Source organism: Mesorhizobium sp. C395A (assembly GCF_030323205.1).
In the GTDB taxonomy this organism is placed as follows: Bacteria; Pseudomonadota; Alphaproteobacteria; order Rhizobiales; family Rhizobiaceae; genus Mesorhizobium.
In genome coordinates, this window is the sequence record NZ_CP100473.1 from 2,416,050 (window position 1) to 2,431,611 (window position 15,562).

Here is a 15,562-nt window from a genome sequence, read left to right on the forward strand (position 1 = left end):
GAAAAGCCATGGCGCAATCTTGGCTTTGCGCCCGCCGCCTGCTCTATAGTCTGCCGCATCGCACCCGAGCCGGATGGCTTCAGGTCTGTTGGACCTGAAATCATCCGGCTCTAGAAATTAAAGATATAGAGCATGATGTCGTCCGAAAACCGCTTCACACTTTTCGGCATCATGCTCTAGGGATGACATGAAGAATGGCGGAATATTCAGCCCTTTCGCTTCTCGCGAACGCGCTCAAGGGAAACAAGGACTGGAAGCCGGCTTGGCGCAAGCCCGAGCCCAAGGCCTCCTATGATGTCATCATCATCGGTGGCGGCGGTCATGGCCTGTCGACGGCCTATTATCTGGCCAAGGAGCACGGCATCAACAATGTCGCGGTGCTGGAAAAGGGCTGGCTGGGTTCCGGCAATGTCGGCCGCAACACCACGGCGGTGCGCTCCAACTACCTTTTGCCGTCCAACACCCGCTTCTACGAACATTCGATGAAGATGTGGGAGAACCTGTCGCACGACCTCAACTACAACGTCATGTTCTCGCAGCGCGGCTGCCTGAACCTGGCTCACACGCCGGCCCAGTTCGACGACTTGGCCAGGCGCGGCAACGCCATGCGCCATCTCGGCGTCGATGCCGAGCTGATGAGCACCGCCGAGATCGCGCGCCTGGTCCCGGCGCTGGACATGTCGGCCTCCGCGCGCTTTCCCATCGTCGGCGGCCTGATGCAGCCGCGCGCCGGCACCGCCCGTCACGATGCGGTTGCCTGGGGCTATGCCCGCGGCGCCGACCGACGCGGCGTCGACATCGTCGAGAATTGCGAGGTCACCGGCTTCCTGCGCGACGGCGACCGCATCACCGGCGTGCAGACGACGCGCGGAGAGATCCGCGGCAAGAAAGTTGCCGTGGCCGTTGCCGGCAGCACCGGACGGGTGATGCAGCTTGCCGGCATCGACAGGATGCCGATCGAGAGCCATGTGCTGCAGGCCTTCGTGACAGAGTCGCTGAAACCGTTCTGCAACACGGTCCTGACCTTCGGCATGGGCCATTTCTATATGTCGCAGTCCGACAAGGGCGGCCTTGTCTATGGCGGCGATATCGACGGCTACAACAGCTACGCCCAGCGCGGTAATCTGCCCATCGTCGACGAGGTGATGAGCGAGATGCTGGCGCTGTTTCCCAGCCTTGCGCGTGTACGCATGCTGCGCTCCTGGGGCGGCGTCTGCGACATGTCGATGGACGGTTCGCCGATCATCACCACCGGCCCGCTGCCGGGCATGTATCTCAATTGCGGCTGGTGCTATGGCGGCTTCAAGGCGACGCCGGCCTCGGGCTGGTGCTTCGCATACACCATCGCCAAGGACGAGCCGCACGCGCTCAACGCGCCGTTCACGCTCGACCGTTTTTATCGCGGCCTGGTGATCGACGACAAGGGCCAGGGCGCAACGCCCCGGCTGCATTAGGGTTCAAACAAATGCTTATCACTTGTCCCTATTGCGGCCCGCGCGACGTCATCGAGTTCACCTATCAGGGCGACGGCAACCGCGAGCGCCCGCAGCCCAACTCGCAGGACCTCGACGCCTGGAACGCCTATGTCTACGACCGCCTGAACCCGGCCGGCGACCACAATGAGATCTGGCAGCATTCCGGCGGTTGCCGCACCCATCTGAGGATGGTGCGCAACACGGTCACGCATGAGATTTCCAGCACCGGTTTCGCCCGCGTCGACCACAATGCCGGTGCCCGGCACAAAGCCGGAGGCAAGTCGTGAGCCCGCGCCGCACCGAGACCGGCGGCCGCATCGACCGCCTGCGCACCATCCGCTTCACCTTCGACGGCACGCCTTACACCGGCCATGGCGGCGACACGCTGGCCTCGGCGCTGCTTGCCAACGGCGTGACGCTGTTCGGCCGCTCGTTCAAATACCACCGCCCGCGCGGCCTGCTCTCGGCCGGCGTCGAGGAACCGAACGCGCTGGTGACGGTGCTGCGCGGCGAAGTGCGCGAGCCCAACATCGCCGCAACCATGGTCGAGATCTATGACGGGCTGGTGGCCGTCAGCCAGAACCGCTTTCCCTCGCTCGCCTGGGACATCAACGCCGTCAACCAGCTCGGCGGCAAGATCCTGGCCGCCGGCTTCTACTACAAGACCTTCATGGGTCCGGTCTTCGGCCCGCTGAAGGGCACCAGATTCTGGATGTTCTGCGAGCATTTCATCCGCCGCGCCGCCGGCCTGGGCCGCGCCGGTATTGCCGCCGACACCTCGCGCTACGAGCGCATGAACGCGTTTTGCGACGTGCTGGTGGTCGGCTCCGGCCCGGCCGGCCTGTCAGCCGCCAAGGCCGCTGCCGACCAGGGCGCGCGCGTCATCCTGGCCGAGCTCGAACCGCGTTTCGGCGGCTCGGCCAACTGGTCCGGCGAGGCCATCGACGGCGCGCCGGCCGCCGACTGGGCGGCGCGCGCCGTCAGCCAGCTCGAAGGCCATGACACGGTCCGCCTGCTGCCGCGCACCACGGTGTGGGGCTATTATGACGGCAACACGCTAGCCGCGCTCGAGCGCGTCACCGACCACAAGGAAACGCCCGGCAAGGGCGAGCCGCGCCATCGCTACTGGGCGATCCGCGCCAAGACGGTGGTGCTGGCCACCGGCTCTTTCGAGCGGCCGCTTGTGTTCCCCGGCAATGACCGGCCGGGCGTCATGCTGGCGCATGCCGCCGAGCGCTATGCTAACGATTATGGCGTGCTGCCCGGCGACAGGATCGCGCTGTTCACCAACAATGACAGCGCCTATCGCTCGGCTCTGGCGCTGAGGAAGGCCGGGGCAGCTATTGTCGCCATCGTCGATGTGCGCCCCGAGCTTTCGGCCGAAATGCGCAGCCTCGCCACCGAGGCCGAAGCCGAAATCCTCTCCGGCCATGCCGTGGTCGCCACCGAAGGCGGCAAGGCGCTCTCCGGCCTCAAGGTGCAGCGCTTCGACATGAACTCGGGCGCGCTCAGCGGTGACGCCCGCAGCATCCACGCCGATAGCCTGCTGATGTCGGGCGGCTGGTCGCCGACCATCCATCTCGCCAGCCAGGCTGGCGCGAGAGCCGAGTGGAACCCTGCCCGCCAAGCCTTCCTGCCGCCAAAGCAAACGCAACAGCGCTGGCCAAATCAGCAATGGATTGGTGCGGGTGCTTTCAACGGAATCTTCTCGACCATCGAAGCGATCACCGAGGGCCGCGCAGCCGGCCTTTCCGCAGCGGGCGGAGCGGCTGCGCCGGCAGCCTTGCCGGATGTCGAAGCAGCCCTGGGAAACCCCGATCCGGCGCCGGTGATCGAGATCAGGGCGAAAGGCAAAAGCTTCGTCGATTTCCAGCATGACGTGACTGCCGAAGACGTACGGCTGGCGCATCGCGAGGGTTTTGTCTCCGTCGAGCATCTGAAGCGCTACACCACGCTCGGCATGGCGACCGACCAGGGCAAGAACTCCAACGTCCCGGGCCTTGCCATCATGGCCGAGGCGGTGGGCAAACCGATCCCCGAAGTCGGCACGACGCGCTTCCGTCCGCCCTATTCCGCGGTGTCGATCGGCTCGCTGGCGGCCGAGCGCTTCGGCGATTTGAAGCCCGAGCGGCTGACGCCGATGCATGATTGGCACCTCGTCAATGGCGCGACGATGTATTCGGCCGGCCTTTGGTTCCGGCCGATGATCTACGGCCTTGCCGGCGAGACGGTCGAGCAGGCCTATGTCCGTGAAGCCAGGGCGACGCGCGAAAGCGCCGGCATCGTCGACGTCTCGACGCTGGGCAAGATCGCCGTTCAGGGACCGGATGCGGGCGAATTCCTCGACCGCGTCTACACCAACATGTTTTCTACCCTCCCCGTCGGCAAGGCCCGTTACGGGCTGATGCTGCGCGAGGATGGGCTGGCCTTCGACGACGGCACCACATGGCGGCTCGGCGAACAGGATTTCCTGATGACGACCACCACGGCCAACGCCGGCAAGGTGATGCAGCATCTGGAATATTTCCTCGACGTCATCTGGCCGGAGCTCAAAGTGCATGTCACGTCGGTAACCGACGAATGGGCGGGCGCGGCCATCGGCGGGCCGAAGGCGCGGGCCATCCTCGCCGCCTGTGTCACCGGCACCGCCGTCGACAACACTGCCCTGCCCTTCATGGGCATCGTGCGCGGCGAGATATCAGGCGTGCCGGTGATGATTTGCCGGCTGTCCTTCTCCGGCGAGATGGCCTTCGAGGTCTATTGCGGCGCCGGCTACGGCACCCATGTCTGGCAAGCCCTTGTCGAAGCCGGCAAGCCGTTCGGCCTGGTCACCTACGGGCTGGAGGCGTTGGGCACGATGCGCATCGAAAAGGGCCATGTCACCGGCGCGGAGATCGACGGGCGCACCACGGCGCGCGACCTGCATCTCGACTGGATGCTGTCGAAGAAGAAGCCGTTCATCGGCTCGGCGATGATGGACCGCGAAGGCCTGATCGCGCCCGAGCGGCTGCAGCTGGTCGGCCTAGTCTCGCTCGACAACCGGCCGTTCAATGGCGGCGCCCACCTCGTCGAGGAACTGGACGAAGCCAATCCGCACGATTCCATCGGCCACATCACCGCGTGCTGCTATTCGCCGGCGCTGGGCAAGCACATCGCGCTGGCCCTGGTCGAAGGCGGCAAGGCGCGCCATGGCACCCGGGCGTTTGTCTCCGATCCGCTGCGCAAGCGGTTCGGGCCCGTCGAGATCGTCTCCAACCATTTCTACGACCCGGACGGGAGCCGCATGCATGGCTGAGCGCCAATCACCCGAACGCCAATCACCCGAGCGCCTCTCGCCGCTCGAGCCGGTGTTCCATCCGGGTTCGCACGGCAATTTCGAGCATGGCGTCGATGTCATCCTGACCGAGACCAGGCCGGGCTCGATCCTGCAGCTGGCCGCATGGCCGGGCGCGGAAAAGCAGCTGATCGAAGCGATCCGCAAGGTCACCGGCCTCGATTTGCCCGATGGCGCGGGCGGCGGTCTCGCCAAGGACGGCAAGGCCGTGTTCGGTTTCGCGCCTGGAAAATTCACGGTCGTCGACGAGGCCGAGGGCCTGGCGGTGAGTTTTGCCGGGGACGTAACCCCGGCAATCGGCACGATCACCGACCTGTCGCATGGCCGCACCGCTATCCGCATCGCCGGCCCTAAGGCCGAATGGGTGCTGGCGAAATTCTTCGCCATCGACTTTGCGCTGCCCGCGTTCCCCATAGGCTCCGGCCGTTCGACCACCCATCACGACGTCTTTGCGCAGATCCAGCGCACCGGCGCCGACCAGTTCGACATCTATGTCTTCCGCTCCTTCGCCCGCTCGTTCTGGAAGGCGCTCTGCCATGCCAGCGAGGAGGTCGGCTACGAGGTTCAGTAGGGCCGACAGCCGTTCTGGCCTCAAGGCCAGCCGGTTCTGCCGCTAGAGAATGCTCCAATGGAAGCCCATGGTGGGGAACGTGGCCCAACCGGCCCAGGGGATCAAAAAGCTCCCGTCTCAGAGTCGGCATCGTCGTTTGGTTCGAACATCCCCATGACCGCAGAACTATCCGCCGGCGCCACGGATCGCGCCGATGTGTCGGCCAGAGCCTTGCTCCTGCTGCCGCTGACGGTCGCCTGCGGTGTGTTCATGACGAGCCTCGACCAGAATGTCGTGGTCACCGCCCTGCCCGGCATCAGCGACAGCCTCGGCCGGCCGCCGAGCCAGCTCGGCCTGTTGATCACCGTCTATGTCGCCAGCCTGATCATCTCGATGCCGCTCGGCGGCTGGGCCGCCGACCGCTTCGGCCTGCGCAATGTCTACTGCTTCGCCTTGCTGGTGTTCGCCGCGTCATCGGCGCTGTGCGGCCTGTCCAACGACATCTGGACGCTGGTCGGCGCCCGCGCGCTGCAAGGCTTCGGCGGCGCCTTGATGGGGACGCTCGGCCAGGTCGTCATCCTGTCGACCTTCCCGCGCAGCCGCACGCTGAAGATCAACATGTATATTTCGCTGGCCGGCCAGTCCGGACCGCTGGTCGGCCCGCTGGTCGGCGGCGCGCTGACGACCTACATTTCCTGGCGCTGGATCTTCTTCATCAACGTGCCGTTCGCGCTGGCCGCGGCCGTTCTTGCCGCGTCGCTGTTTCCGGCCGTTACCAAACCGGTGCGCACGCCGTTCGATTTCCCGGGCTTCCTGCTGGTCGGCAGCGGCATGGTCCTGCTGGTCTTCGGCATGGATTCGCTTGCGGCCAAAGACGCCGCCGGCAGCATGATCGCGGCCGAGCTGGCGCTGGCGATCGTCATCCTGACGCTTTCCTCCTTCTACTGCCTGCGCGCCCGCAACCCCTTGCTTGACCTGAAACTCCTGCGCATCCGCACCTTTCGCATCTCATTCCTCACCGGTGGTGGGCTGGACACGATCGGCCTGAGCTCGGTCGTTTTCCTTTTGCCGCTGATGTTCCAGCTCGGCTTCGGCATGAGCGCGGTGCAGGCGGGATCGCTGACTTTCGTCGCCGCAATCGGCTCGCTGATCATGCGTGTCTTCATGCCGCGCCTGCTCAACCGTTTCGGCTTTCGCCGCGTGCTGGTCGTCAACACGCCGATCGTTGCTGCCATGGTAGCGGGCTTCGCCTTGATTGAGGCGACAACGCCGGTCTGGATCGTGCTCGTCTATATCTTTGCCTTCGGCGTTCTGCGCTCGGCGCAGTGGGCTTCGACCGGCAATCTCGCCTATTCCGACATCGCGCCCGACCAGCTCGCCCGCTTCAGCGCACTCTACTACATACTGTGGCAGTTGGGGGTAGCGATCAGCGTCGGCCTGGCGGCGGCGCTGTTGTCGTTCCTGGCTGGCGGCGGGCCGGCGGTGACCAACGACTTCCGCATCCTGTTCGTGGTCGAGGGCGTCATCACTTTGTGTGCGCTGTTTGCCTATCTCAGACTGACACCTCAGGACGGCGCCCATATCAGCGGCCACGGCGCGCAGATGAACGTGGAATGAGGCCCCGGTAGCCGAGCCCTATTCGCTGAACGTCACCCACTCTTCCAGCGGCACGCGGTCGGTGCGGAAGTCGTTTTCGGGTTTCGACGTATCCTCGAGGCCGAGCGCCATGCCGCAGACGACGATCTCCTCGTCGGGGATGTTGAGCACCGGCCGGATCTGCCGGTGATAGGGCGCGAAGGCGGCCTGCGGGCAGGTGTGCAGGCCCCTGCCTCGCGCCGCCACCATGATGTTCTGCAGGAACATTCCGTAGTCGATCCACGAGCCTTGGTTCAGCCGCCGGTCTATGGTGAAGATCATGCCGACCGGCGCGTCGAAGAAGACGAAGTTGCGGTCGTGCTGGGCGCGCATCTTGTCGACCTCGCGGCGACCGATGCCGAGTGCCCCGTAGAGCCCGAAACCGTTGGCGCGGCGGCGGGTGAGATACGGCTCGAAGAACTGGGTGGGGTAATAGCGATACTCGTCCCAATCGGCCTTTTCGGCGCGGATACCGGAATTCAGGATGGCATCGGTGATCTGCTGCTTGACCTCGCCCTTGACGACATAGACCCGCCAGGGCTGCATATTGGTGCCCGAAGGTGCGCGCGCGGCGACGCCGAGAATGGCTCGGATCGTCTCGTCATCGACCATGTCGGGCAGGAAGGCGCGCACTGAACGGCGCGAGATGATCGCCTCGTCGACAACAGCCGCGTTATGCGCTGCCAGGCCATTTTTTTCCAGCATGGGCCGTCCCTTTGCGCACACTTCGAAAGCCGAACCGGCTATCGGAGAAGACCTTGCGCAGATTTCAATCCTTGGTCGCCGACCCGCATTCCCACACCCGCCGCTCGTGCCAGAGCCTTTGCATGAACCTCCAAAATCGCGCAAGCAAATCTTGTGTGCCCATGAAAATTCTCTTGATTTTTTCACGGACATGAGCTCTCATGAAATTCATTTCCAGTTTTTCATCAAGTGAGCGTTTTGCCCCCAGCTATCCCCAAAACATTGCAGGGACCTGACGAGCGCCTGTTGGCAAGCGACATCCGCGCGCTGCGCAAGGCGCGTGGGCTGACGCTAGCTGAGATCGCGCTGAAGCTTGGCCGCTCTGTCGGCTGGGTCAGCCAGGTCGAGCGCGGCCTGTCGATTCCTTCGCTCGGCGACCTCAGGGCCTTCGCCGATTTATTCGGCGTGCCGCTCAGCCTGTTCTTCAGCCACGACGTGCCGATCGAGAAGGAGCGCGGCGTCATCGTGCGCGCCGGCAGCCGGCGCACGCTTGGCACAAGCGAATCCGGCCTGGTGGAGGAGCTTCTGTCGCCCGATCTCGGCGGTAGTTTCGAGATGGTGCGTTCGATCTTCGCGCCGGGCGCCGAGATGAAGAGCGAGCAGCTGCGGCCAACCGAGGAAGCCGGCTACATCGCCTCTGGCATTTTCGAGATCGAGATAGCCGGCGTCTGGCACCGGCTCGGCGAAGGCGATTCCTTTCGCTTTGAGCGCAAGCCGTACCGCTGGCGCAATCCCGGCACCGAGCCGGCCGTGATCATCTGGGTGGTTTCGCCGCCTGTCTACTGAACGAGGGGTTTCTAATATGGCCGGTTTGCCGACCACGGCACGCGTGGTGATCATCGGAGGCGGTGTCGTCGGCACCTCCTCGCTCTACCACCTTTGCAAGGCCGGCTGGACCGACTGCGTGCTTTTGGAAAAGAACGAGCTGACCTCGGGCTCGACCTGGCATGCCGCCGGCAACGTGCCGACCTTCTCGTCGTCCTGGTCGCTGATGAACATGCAGCGCTATTCGACCGAGCTTTATCGCGGTCTCGCCGACGCGGTCGACTATCCCATGAACTACCACGTTACTGGCTCGCTCCGCCTCGCCCACACCAAGGAGCGCATGCAGGAGTTCCAGCGCGCCAAGGGCATGGGCCGCTACCAGGGCATGGACATCGCCATTGTCGGCCCTGATGAGGTCAAGCGCCGCTATCCCTTCATCGAGACGCATGACCTCAAAGGTGCGCTCTACGATCCAAACGACGGCGACATCGACCCCGCGCAGCTGACGCAGGCACTGGCCAAGGGTGCGCGCGACATGGGCGCCAGGGTCGTCCGCTTCTGTCCGGTGTCAGGTGTGCGCCGCGAGAACGACGAATGGGTTGTCGGGACGCCGCAAGGCGAGATCCGTTGCGAGATCGTCGTCAACGCCGCCGGCTACCGAGCCGCGGAAGTCGGCAAAATGTTCGGCCGCGACGTCCCGATGATGGTGATGAGCCATCAGTACATCTTGTTCGAGGAAATCCCCGAACTGGTGGCGTGGTCGAAGGAGCAGGGCAAGAAGCTGCCGCTGCTGCGCGACGTCGACACCTCCTACTATCTGCGCCAGGAAAAGAACGGCATGAATCTCGGTCCCTATGAGCGCAATTGCCGCGCGCATTGGGCAACCCACAACGACCCGATGCCGGAGGACTTTTCCTTCCAGCTCTTCCCCGACGATCTCGACCGTCTCGAGCACTACCTTGCCGATGCCGTAGCCCGCGTGCCGATCCTGGGCACTGCCGGCCTGTCCAAGGTGATCAACGGGCCGATCCCTTACGCGCCGGACGGCAATCCGCTGATCGGTCCGATGCCCGGCGTTCCCCACGCTTTCGAGGCCTGTGTCTTCACCTTCGGCATCGCCCAGGGCGGCGGCGCCGGCAAGGTGCTGGCCGAGTGGATCACCGAGGGCCAGACCGAATGGGACATGTGGTCCTGCGATCCGCGCCGCTTCACCAGCTTTGCGGCCGCCCCCGACTATAGCGTCGCCAAGGGCATGGAGATCTACGGCAACGAATACGCCATCCAGTTTCCGCGGCATGCCTGGCCGGCCGGGCGCGACCGTAAGCTGTCGCCGATCCACGATCGCATCAAGGCGCTCGGCGCCCAGTTCGACGCCTATAATGGCTGGGAGCGTGCCACCTGGTATGCGCAACCCGGTGACGACACGTCGGAAGAAGCAACACTCACCTTCCGCCGCGACGGGCCGTGGCAGCACCGCGTGCGCGAAGAATGCCTGGCGGTGCGCGACGCCGCCGGCATTCTGGACCTGCCCGGCTTCTCGCGCTTCAACCTCGAAGGTCCTGGCGCAGCCGAATGGCTGGCGCTGCAGGTCACCGGCCTGGTGCCCAAGCCCGGCCGAATCGGCCTCGCCTATTTCGCCGACGACAAGGGCCGCATCGTCACCGAGATGTCGGTGGTGCGCCATGGCGAAGAGCAGATGACTCTGATCACCGCGGCGGTAGCGCAGTGGCACGATTTCGAATGGCTGAAGTCGCGCCTGCCGAAGGACGCAGCTTTCACCCTCACCGACAGGACCGAAGACTATTCGACGCAAATCCTCGCCGGCCCCAGTTCGCGCAAGATCCTGGCCGAGGTCTGTGGCGCGGATCTCTCGCTGCCGTGGCTGACGCATCAGGAAACCACCATCGCCGGCCGCTGGGCGAAGCTGGTGCGGGTATCCTTCGCCGGCGAACTCGGCTGGGAAATCCACACCAAGGTGGGAGACACCGCCGCCATCTTCGACGCCGTCTGGACGGCGGGACAAAAACACGGTCTGAAACCGTTCGGCATGTACGCGCTGGATTCGCTGCGCCTCGAAAAGGGCTACCGGACCTGGAAGGGCGACCTGTCGACCGACTATACGGTCCTGCAGGGCGGGCTCGAGCGCTTCGTCAAATGGGACAAGCCCGACTTCCGCGGCAAGGCAGCCCTGCAGAACGAAAAGCAGCAAGGCGTGAAGAAGCGCTTCGTCACGCTGGTGGTCGAAAACCCAGGCGATTGCGACGCGCCGTCCGTGTCGACGCTCTGGCATGACGGCAAGATCGTCGGCGAGACGACGTCCGGCGGCTGGGGGCATCGCATCGACAAATCGATCGCGCTCGGCATGCTGCGCGCCGACCTGGCTGAACCCGATACCGCGATCGAGATTGAAATTTTTGGCGATCGTTTCAGGGCGGTCGTGCAGAAAGACGAGCCGCTGTGGGATCCGAAAAACGAAAGACTGAGAGCATGAAGAAAGTCATTCTCACCGATGGCGGCATGGGCCAGGAACTGGTCCGCCGCAGCCGCTCCGAGCCGACGCCGCTCTGGTCGGCCAGGGTGCTGATCGACGAGCCGGATCTGGTGCGTGACCTGCATGCCGAATTCATCCGGGCCGGCGCTCGCGTCATCACCATCAACACCTATTCGGCAACGCCGGAGCGGCTCGCGCGGGAAGGAGCAGAAGACCTCTTCAAGCCTTTGCAGAAGCGCGGCATCGAATTGGCAAGACAGGCACGCGACGAGGCAGGCGATGCAGCGATCGCCGGCTGCCTGTCACCGCTGTTCGGCAGCTATGCGCCGGCGCTGACCATATCGTTCCAGGAGACGCTGGACATCTATCGCCGCATCGTCGCAGAGCAGGCCGATGGCGTCGACCTGTTCCTGTGCGAGACCATGGCCTCGGCCGAGGAAGGCCGTGCGGCCGTTACCGCTGCGTCGGAAAGCGGCAAACCTGTCTGGGTGTCTTGGACGCTCGCCGATCACGGCGCGCCGCGGCTGCGCAGCGGCGAAACAATAGCGGCAGCGGCGGACGCCCTCGACGGCCTGACGGTTGCAGCGCGCCTGGTGAATTGCTGCCGGCCAGAAGCGATCGCCGCGGCACTGCCCGAATTGATTGCTCTCGGCGGCCCGGTCGGCGCCTATGCCAATGGCTTCACCTCTGTCGAAGCGCTCAAGCATGGCGGAACGGTCGAAGTGCTGCACGCACGCCACGACCTTGATCCGGATGCCTATGCCGACCAGGCGCTCGGCTGGGTCGCCGCTGGCGCCACCATCGTCGGCGGCTGCTGCGAAGTCGGCCCTGCCCACATCGCCGCCTTGCGCGACCGGCTCGAACAGGCCGGCCACGAAATCTCGGGAGTATCCTGATGCCCAGACCGTCATCGCGCATTTCCGGCATCGTGCCTTCGGGCAAGGATGGCTGGGAGGTCCACACCGAGGCATGGGCCCGCAAGGAGGCGGGCCAGGACATCATCATGCTGTCGGTCGGCGACCATGATTTCGATACGCCGAGCCAGACCATCGAAGCCTGCGTGACGGCGGTTCGCGGCAGCAACCACCACTACACCCCGCTTCCCGGCGTTCCGCGCCTGCGCAGGGCGATGGCGGCGGCCTCGACCGCCTGCACCGGGGTCGAGACGAGCCCCGACCAGGTGATCGCCACGCCGGGCGGTCAGGCCGCCCTTTACGCGGCGGTGCAGGCCGTTCTCGACCAGGGCGACCACGCTATCGTGGTGGCGCCCTACTACGCGACTTATCCCAACACCTTCAGCGCCGCCGGCGCCAGCTTCACCGTCGTCGAGACGCCGGCCGAAGACGGTTTCCAGCCGCACGCCGAGATGATCCGCGCGGCGCTCAAGCCCAACACGCGCGCCATTTTGATCAACACGCCGAACAACCCGACCGGCGCCGTCTATTCGCGTGAGCGTCTGGAAGAGCTGGCCGAGATCTGCCGCGAGCACGATCTCTGGCTGCTGTCGGACGAGGTCTACTGGACGCTCGGCGGCGGCGAGCACATCTCGCCGCGCGGCCTGCCCGGCATGGCGGAGCGCACGCTGGTCATCAATTCGATGTCCAAGAGCCATGGCATGACCGGCTGGCGCATGGGCTGGCTGACTGGCCCGGCGCAGATGATCACGCTGTTGACCAATCTCAATCTGGTGACGACCTACGGCCTGCCGGCCTTCATCTCGATCGCCTGCGCCGAGGCGCTGGAGAACCGCTTTGGCGTCAAGGAGATCGCCGAACGCTATGCGGCGCGCCGCACCGTCCTGCTCGACGCCGTGCGCGGCATGAACAATATCAGCGTGCACGGCTCGGAGGGCGGCATGTATGTCATGCTCGACATCTCCGCCGTCGAGCCCGACGACGAGAAATTCGCCTGGGCCTTTCTCGACCAGGAGAGTGTCGGCGTCATGCCGGGTTCCAGCTTCGGCAAGGCCGCTGCCGGCCACATCCGCATCAGCCTCTGCCAACCGGAACCGGTGCTTCAGGAAGCCGCAAAACGCCTGCGCCGCTTCGCATCCGGCTATCGCCGCGAGGCCGCATGACCAGAAGCATTCCCACCAAGGCCCGCGCGGTTATTATCGGCGGCGGTGTCTCCGGCTGTTCGGTCGCCTACCACCTGGCCAAGCTCGGCTGGACCGACATCGTGCTGCTGGAACGCAAGCAGCTGACCTCGGGCACGACCTGGCACGCCGCCGGCCTGATCGGCCAGCTGCGCGGCTCGCAGAACATGACGCGGCTGGCGAAATATTCGGCCGACCTCTACGTCAAGCTGGAGGCCGAAACCGAAGTCGGCACCGGCATGCGCCAGGTCGGCTCGATCACCGTGGCGCTGACTGAGGAGCGCAAGCACGAGATTTACCGGCAGGCCTCGCTCGCCCGCGCCTTCGATGTCGATGTGCGCGAGATTTCGCCTGGTGAAGTCAAGGAGATGTACCCGCATCTCAACGTGTCCGATGTGGTCGGCGCCGTGCATCTGCCGCTCGACGGCCAGTGCGATCCCGCCAACATCGCCATGGCGCTGGCCAAGGGCGCCCGCCAGCGTGGCGCCACAGTCGTCGAGAATGTGAAGGTCACCAAGGTCCACACCAAGGCCGGTCGCGTCACCGGCGTGTCGTGGGCGCAAGGCGACGACCAGGGCACGATCGAGGCCGACATCGTCGTCAACTGCGCCGGCATGTGGGCGCGCGAACTCGGCGCCCAGAACGGCGTCACCATCCCGCTGCATGGCTGCGAGCATTTTTATCTCGTCACCGAGCCGATCCCCGGCCTTGGCCGGCTGCCGGTGCTGCGCGTGCCGGATGAGTGCGCCTACTACAAGGAAGATGCCGGCAAGATGATGCTCGGCGCCTTCGAGCCGGTGGCCAAGCCCTGGGGCATGGACGGCATAAGCGAGGATTTCTGCTTCGACCAATTGCCGGAGGACATGGAGCATTTCGAGCCGATCCTCGAAATGGGCGTCAACCGCATGCCGATGCTGGCAACCGCCGGCATTCACACCTTCTTCAACGGCCCCGAAAGCTTTACCCCCGACGACCGCTACTATCTCGGGCAGGCCCCGGAGCTCCGTGGCTACTGGATGGCGACCGGCTACAATTCGATAGGCATCGTCTCGTCCGGCGGCGCCGGCATGGCGCTGGCGCAGTGGATCAATGACGGCGAAGCGCCCTTCGACCTCTGGGAAGTCGACATCCGCCGCGCCCAGCCATTCCAGAAGAACCGTAGGTATCTCAAGGAGCGTGTCTCCGAAACACTCGGCCTGCTCTATGCCGACCATTTCCCCTACCGGCAGATGGCAACGTCCAGGAATGTCAGGCGCTCGCCCCTGCACGAACAGCTGAAGGCGCGCGGCGCAGTGTTCGGCGAAGTCGCCGGCTGGGAGCGCGCCAACTGGTTCGCCCGCGAGGGACAGGAGCGCGAATATCGCTATTCCTGGAAGCGGCAGAACTGGTTCGACAACCAGCGCGAGGAACATCTGGCGGTCCGCAACAAGGTCGCCCTGTTCGACATGACCTCGTTCGGCAAGATCCGTGTCGAAGGCCGCGACGCCTGCGCCTTCCTGCAAAGGCTCTGCGCCAACGACATGGATGGGGCGCCCGGCAAGATCGTCTACACCCAGATGCTCAACCAGCGCGGCGGCATCGAGAGCGATCTGACGGTATCGCGGCTATCTGAGACAGCCTACTTCCTCGTCGTGCCGGGCGCGACGCTGCAACGCGACCTCGCCTGGCTGCGCCGGCATGTCGGCGATGAATTCGTAGTCATCACCGATGTCACGGCAGCTGAGGCCGTGCTCTGCCTGATGGGTCCAGATGCGCGAAAACTGATCCAGAAGGTCAGCCCCAACGATTTCTCCAACGACAACAATCCATTCGGCACCTTCCAGGAGATCGAGATCGGCATGGGCCTCGCCCGTGCCCACCGCGTCACCTATGTCGGCGAACTCGGCTGGGAACTTTATGTCTCGACCGACCAGGCGGCTCATGTCTTCGAGGCGATCGACGAGGCCGGCGGCGATGTCGGCCTGAAACTTTGCGGCCTGCATACGCTGGATTCCTGCCGCATCGAAAAGGCGTTTCGGCATTTCGGCCACGACATCACCGACGAGGACAATGTGCTGGAGGCCGGCCTCGGCTTTGCGGTCAAAACCGCCAAGGGCGAGTTCATCGGCCGCGATGCGGTGCTGAAGAAAAAAGAAGCCGGCCTGTCGCGCCGGCTGGTGCAGTTCCGTTTGAAAGACCCTGAACCCCTGCTCTTCCACAACGAGGCGATCCTGCGCGACGGCAAGATCGTCGGCCCGATCACATCGGGGAATTACGGCCACCATCTCGGCGGCGCGATCGGACTGGGCTATGTGCCCTGCCAGGGCGAGAGCGAGGCGGATGTGCTGGCCTCGTCCTACGAGATCGAGATCGCCGGCGAGCGTTTTGCGGCGGAAGCATCGCTGAAGCCGATGTACGATTCCAAGGCGGAACGGACGAGGATGTAGCACCTTTTTACCCTCCCCTTGTGGGGAAGGTCGGCTCGCAGTCGGAG

Annotated in this window: 11 protein-coding genes; 10 read left to right on the forward strand and 1 reads right to left on the reverse strand. The window is 64.8% G+C overall.

Annotated elements, in window-relative coordinates; genetic code table 11:
- Positions 1-194: 194 nt before the first annotated feature.
- The 5 genes from NLY37_RS11980 to NLY37_RS12000 all read left to right on the forward strand — a co-directional run bounded on the left by NLY37_RS11980 (position 195) and on the right by NLY37_RS12000 (position 6,976).
- Positions 195-1,454, forward strand: coding sequence for a sarcosine oxidase subunit beta family protein (locus tag NLY37_RS11980; RefSeq protein ID WP_023741599.1), 1,260 nt, complete (start codon positions 195-197; stop codon positions 1,452-1,454).
- An 11-nt stretch (positions 1,455-1,465) separates the two neighbouring features.
- On the forward strand, positions 1,466-1,762 hold the full coding sequence (locus NLY37_RS11985) for a sarcosine oxidase subunit delta (RefSeq protein WP_023741600.1): 297 nt from the start codon (positions 1,466-1,468) through the stop codon (positions 1,760-1,762).
- Positions 1,759-4,770 carry a sarcosine oxidase subunit alpha gene (locus tag NLY37_RS11990; protein ID WP_023741601.1) on the forward strand — a complete coding sequence of 1,004 codons (3,012 nt, stop codon included), beginning with the start codon at positions 1,759-1,761 and terminating at the stop codon, positions 4,768-4,770. Before NLY37_RS11985 ends, NLY37_RS11990 begins: the two co-directional genes overlap by 4 nt.
- Positions 4,763-5,380, forward strand: coding sequence for a sarcosine oxidase subunit gamma (locus NLY37_RS11995; RefSeq protein ID WP_023741602.1), 618 nt, complete (start codon positions 4,763-4,765; stop codon positions 5,378-5,380). The genes NLY37_RS11990 and NLY37_RS11995 overlap by 8 nt, the downstream gene beginning before the upstream one ends.
- 153 nt (positions 5,381-5,533) lie before the next feature.
- On the forward strand, positions 5,534-6,976 hold the full coding sequence (locus NLY37_RS12000; RefSeq protein ID WP_023741603.1) for an MFS transporter: 1,443 nt from the start codon (positions 5,534-5,536) through the stop codon (positions 6,974-6,976).
- A gap of 18 nt (positions 6,977-6,994) precedes the next feature.
- Here NLY37_RS12000 and NLY37_RS12005 read toward each other — a convergent pair whose 3' ends face one another.
- The gene (locus NLY37_RS12005; protein WP_023700347.1) at positions 6,995-7,699 is read right to left on the reverse strand and encodes a nitroreductase; all 705 of its coding nucleotides are present in this window, start codon (positions 7,697-7,699) and stop codon (positions 6,995-6,997) included.
- Positions 7,700-7,981: 282 nt separating this feature from the next.
- On the opposite strand from NLY37_RS12005, the gene NLY37_RS12010 reads away from it, so the two are divergent.
- Genes NLY37_RS12010 through NLY37_RS12030 form a run of 5 tightly spaced genes read left to right on the forward strand, consistent with a single transcriptional unit; the run spans position 7,982 to position 15,515 of the window.
- Positions 7,982-8,524, forward strand: a complete 543-nt coding sequence (locus tag NLY37_RS12010) for a helix-turn-helix domain-containing protein (protein ID WP_023690995.1) — start codon at positions 7,982-7,984, stop codon at positions 8,522-8,524.
- Positions 8,525-8,540: 16 nt separating this feature from the next.
- On the forward strand, positions 8,541-10,994 hold the full coding sequence (locus tag NLY37_RS12015; RefSeq protein WP_023741604.1) for a GcvT family protein: 2,454 nt from the start codon (positions 8,541-8,543) through the stop codon (positions 10,992-10,994).
- Positions 10,991-11,890, forward strand: a complete 900-nt coding sequence (locus tag NLY37_RS12020; RefSeq protein WP_023741605.1) for a homocysteine S-methyltransferase family protein — start codon at positions 10,991-10,993, stop codon at positions 11,888-11,890. Before NLY37_RS12015 ends, NLY37_RS12020 begins: the two co-directional genes overlap by 4 nt.
- On the forward strand, positions 11,890-13,071 hold the full coding sequence (locus NLY37_RS12025; RefSeq protein ID WP_023741606.1) for a pyridoxal phosphate-dependent aminotransferase: 1,182 nt from the start codon (positions 11,890-11,892) through the stop codon (positions 13,069-13,071). The genes NLY37_RS12020 and NLY37_RS12025 overlap by 1 nt, the downstream gene beginning before the upstream one ends.
- Positions 13,068-15,515: a GcvT family protein gene (locus NLY37_RS12030; protein WP_023741607.1), complete on the forward strand. Its 2,448-nt coding sequence runs from the start codon at positions 13,068-13,070 to the stop codon at positions 15,513-15,515. The genes NLY37_RS12025 and NLY37_RS12030 overlap by 4 nt, the downstream gene beginning before the upstream one ends.
- Positions 15,516-15,562 lie beyond the last annotated feature (47 nt).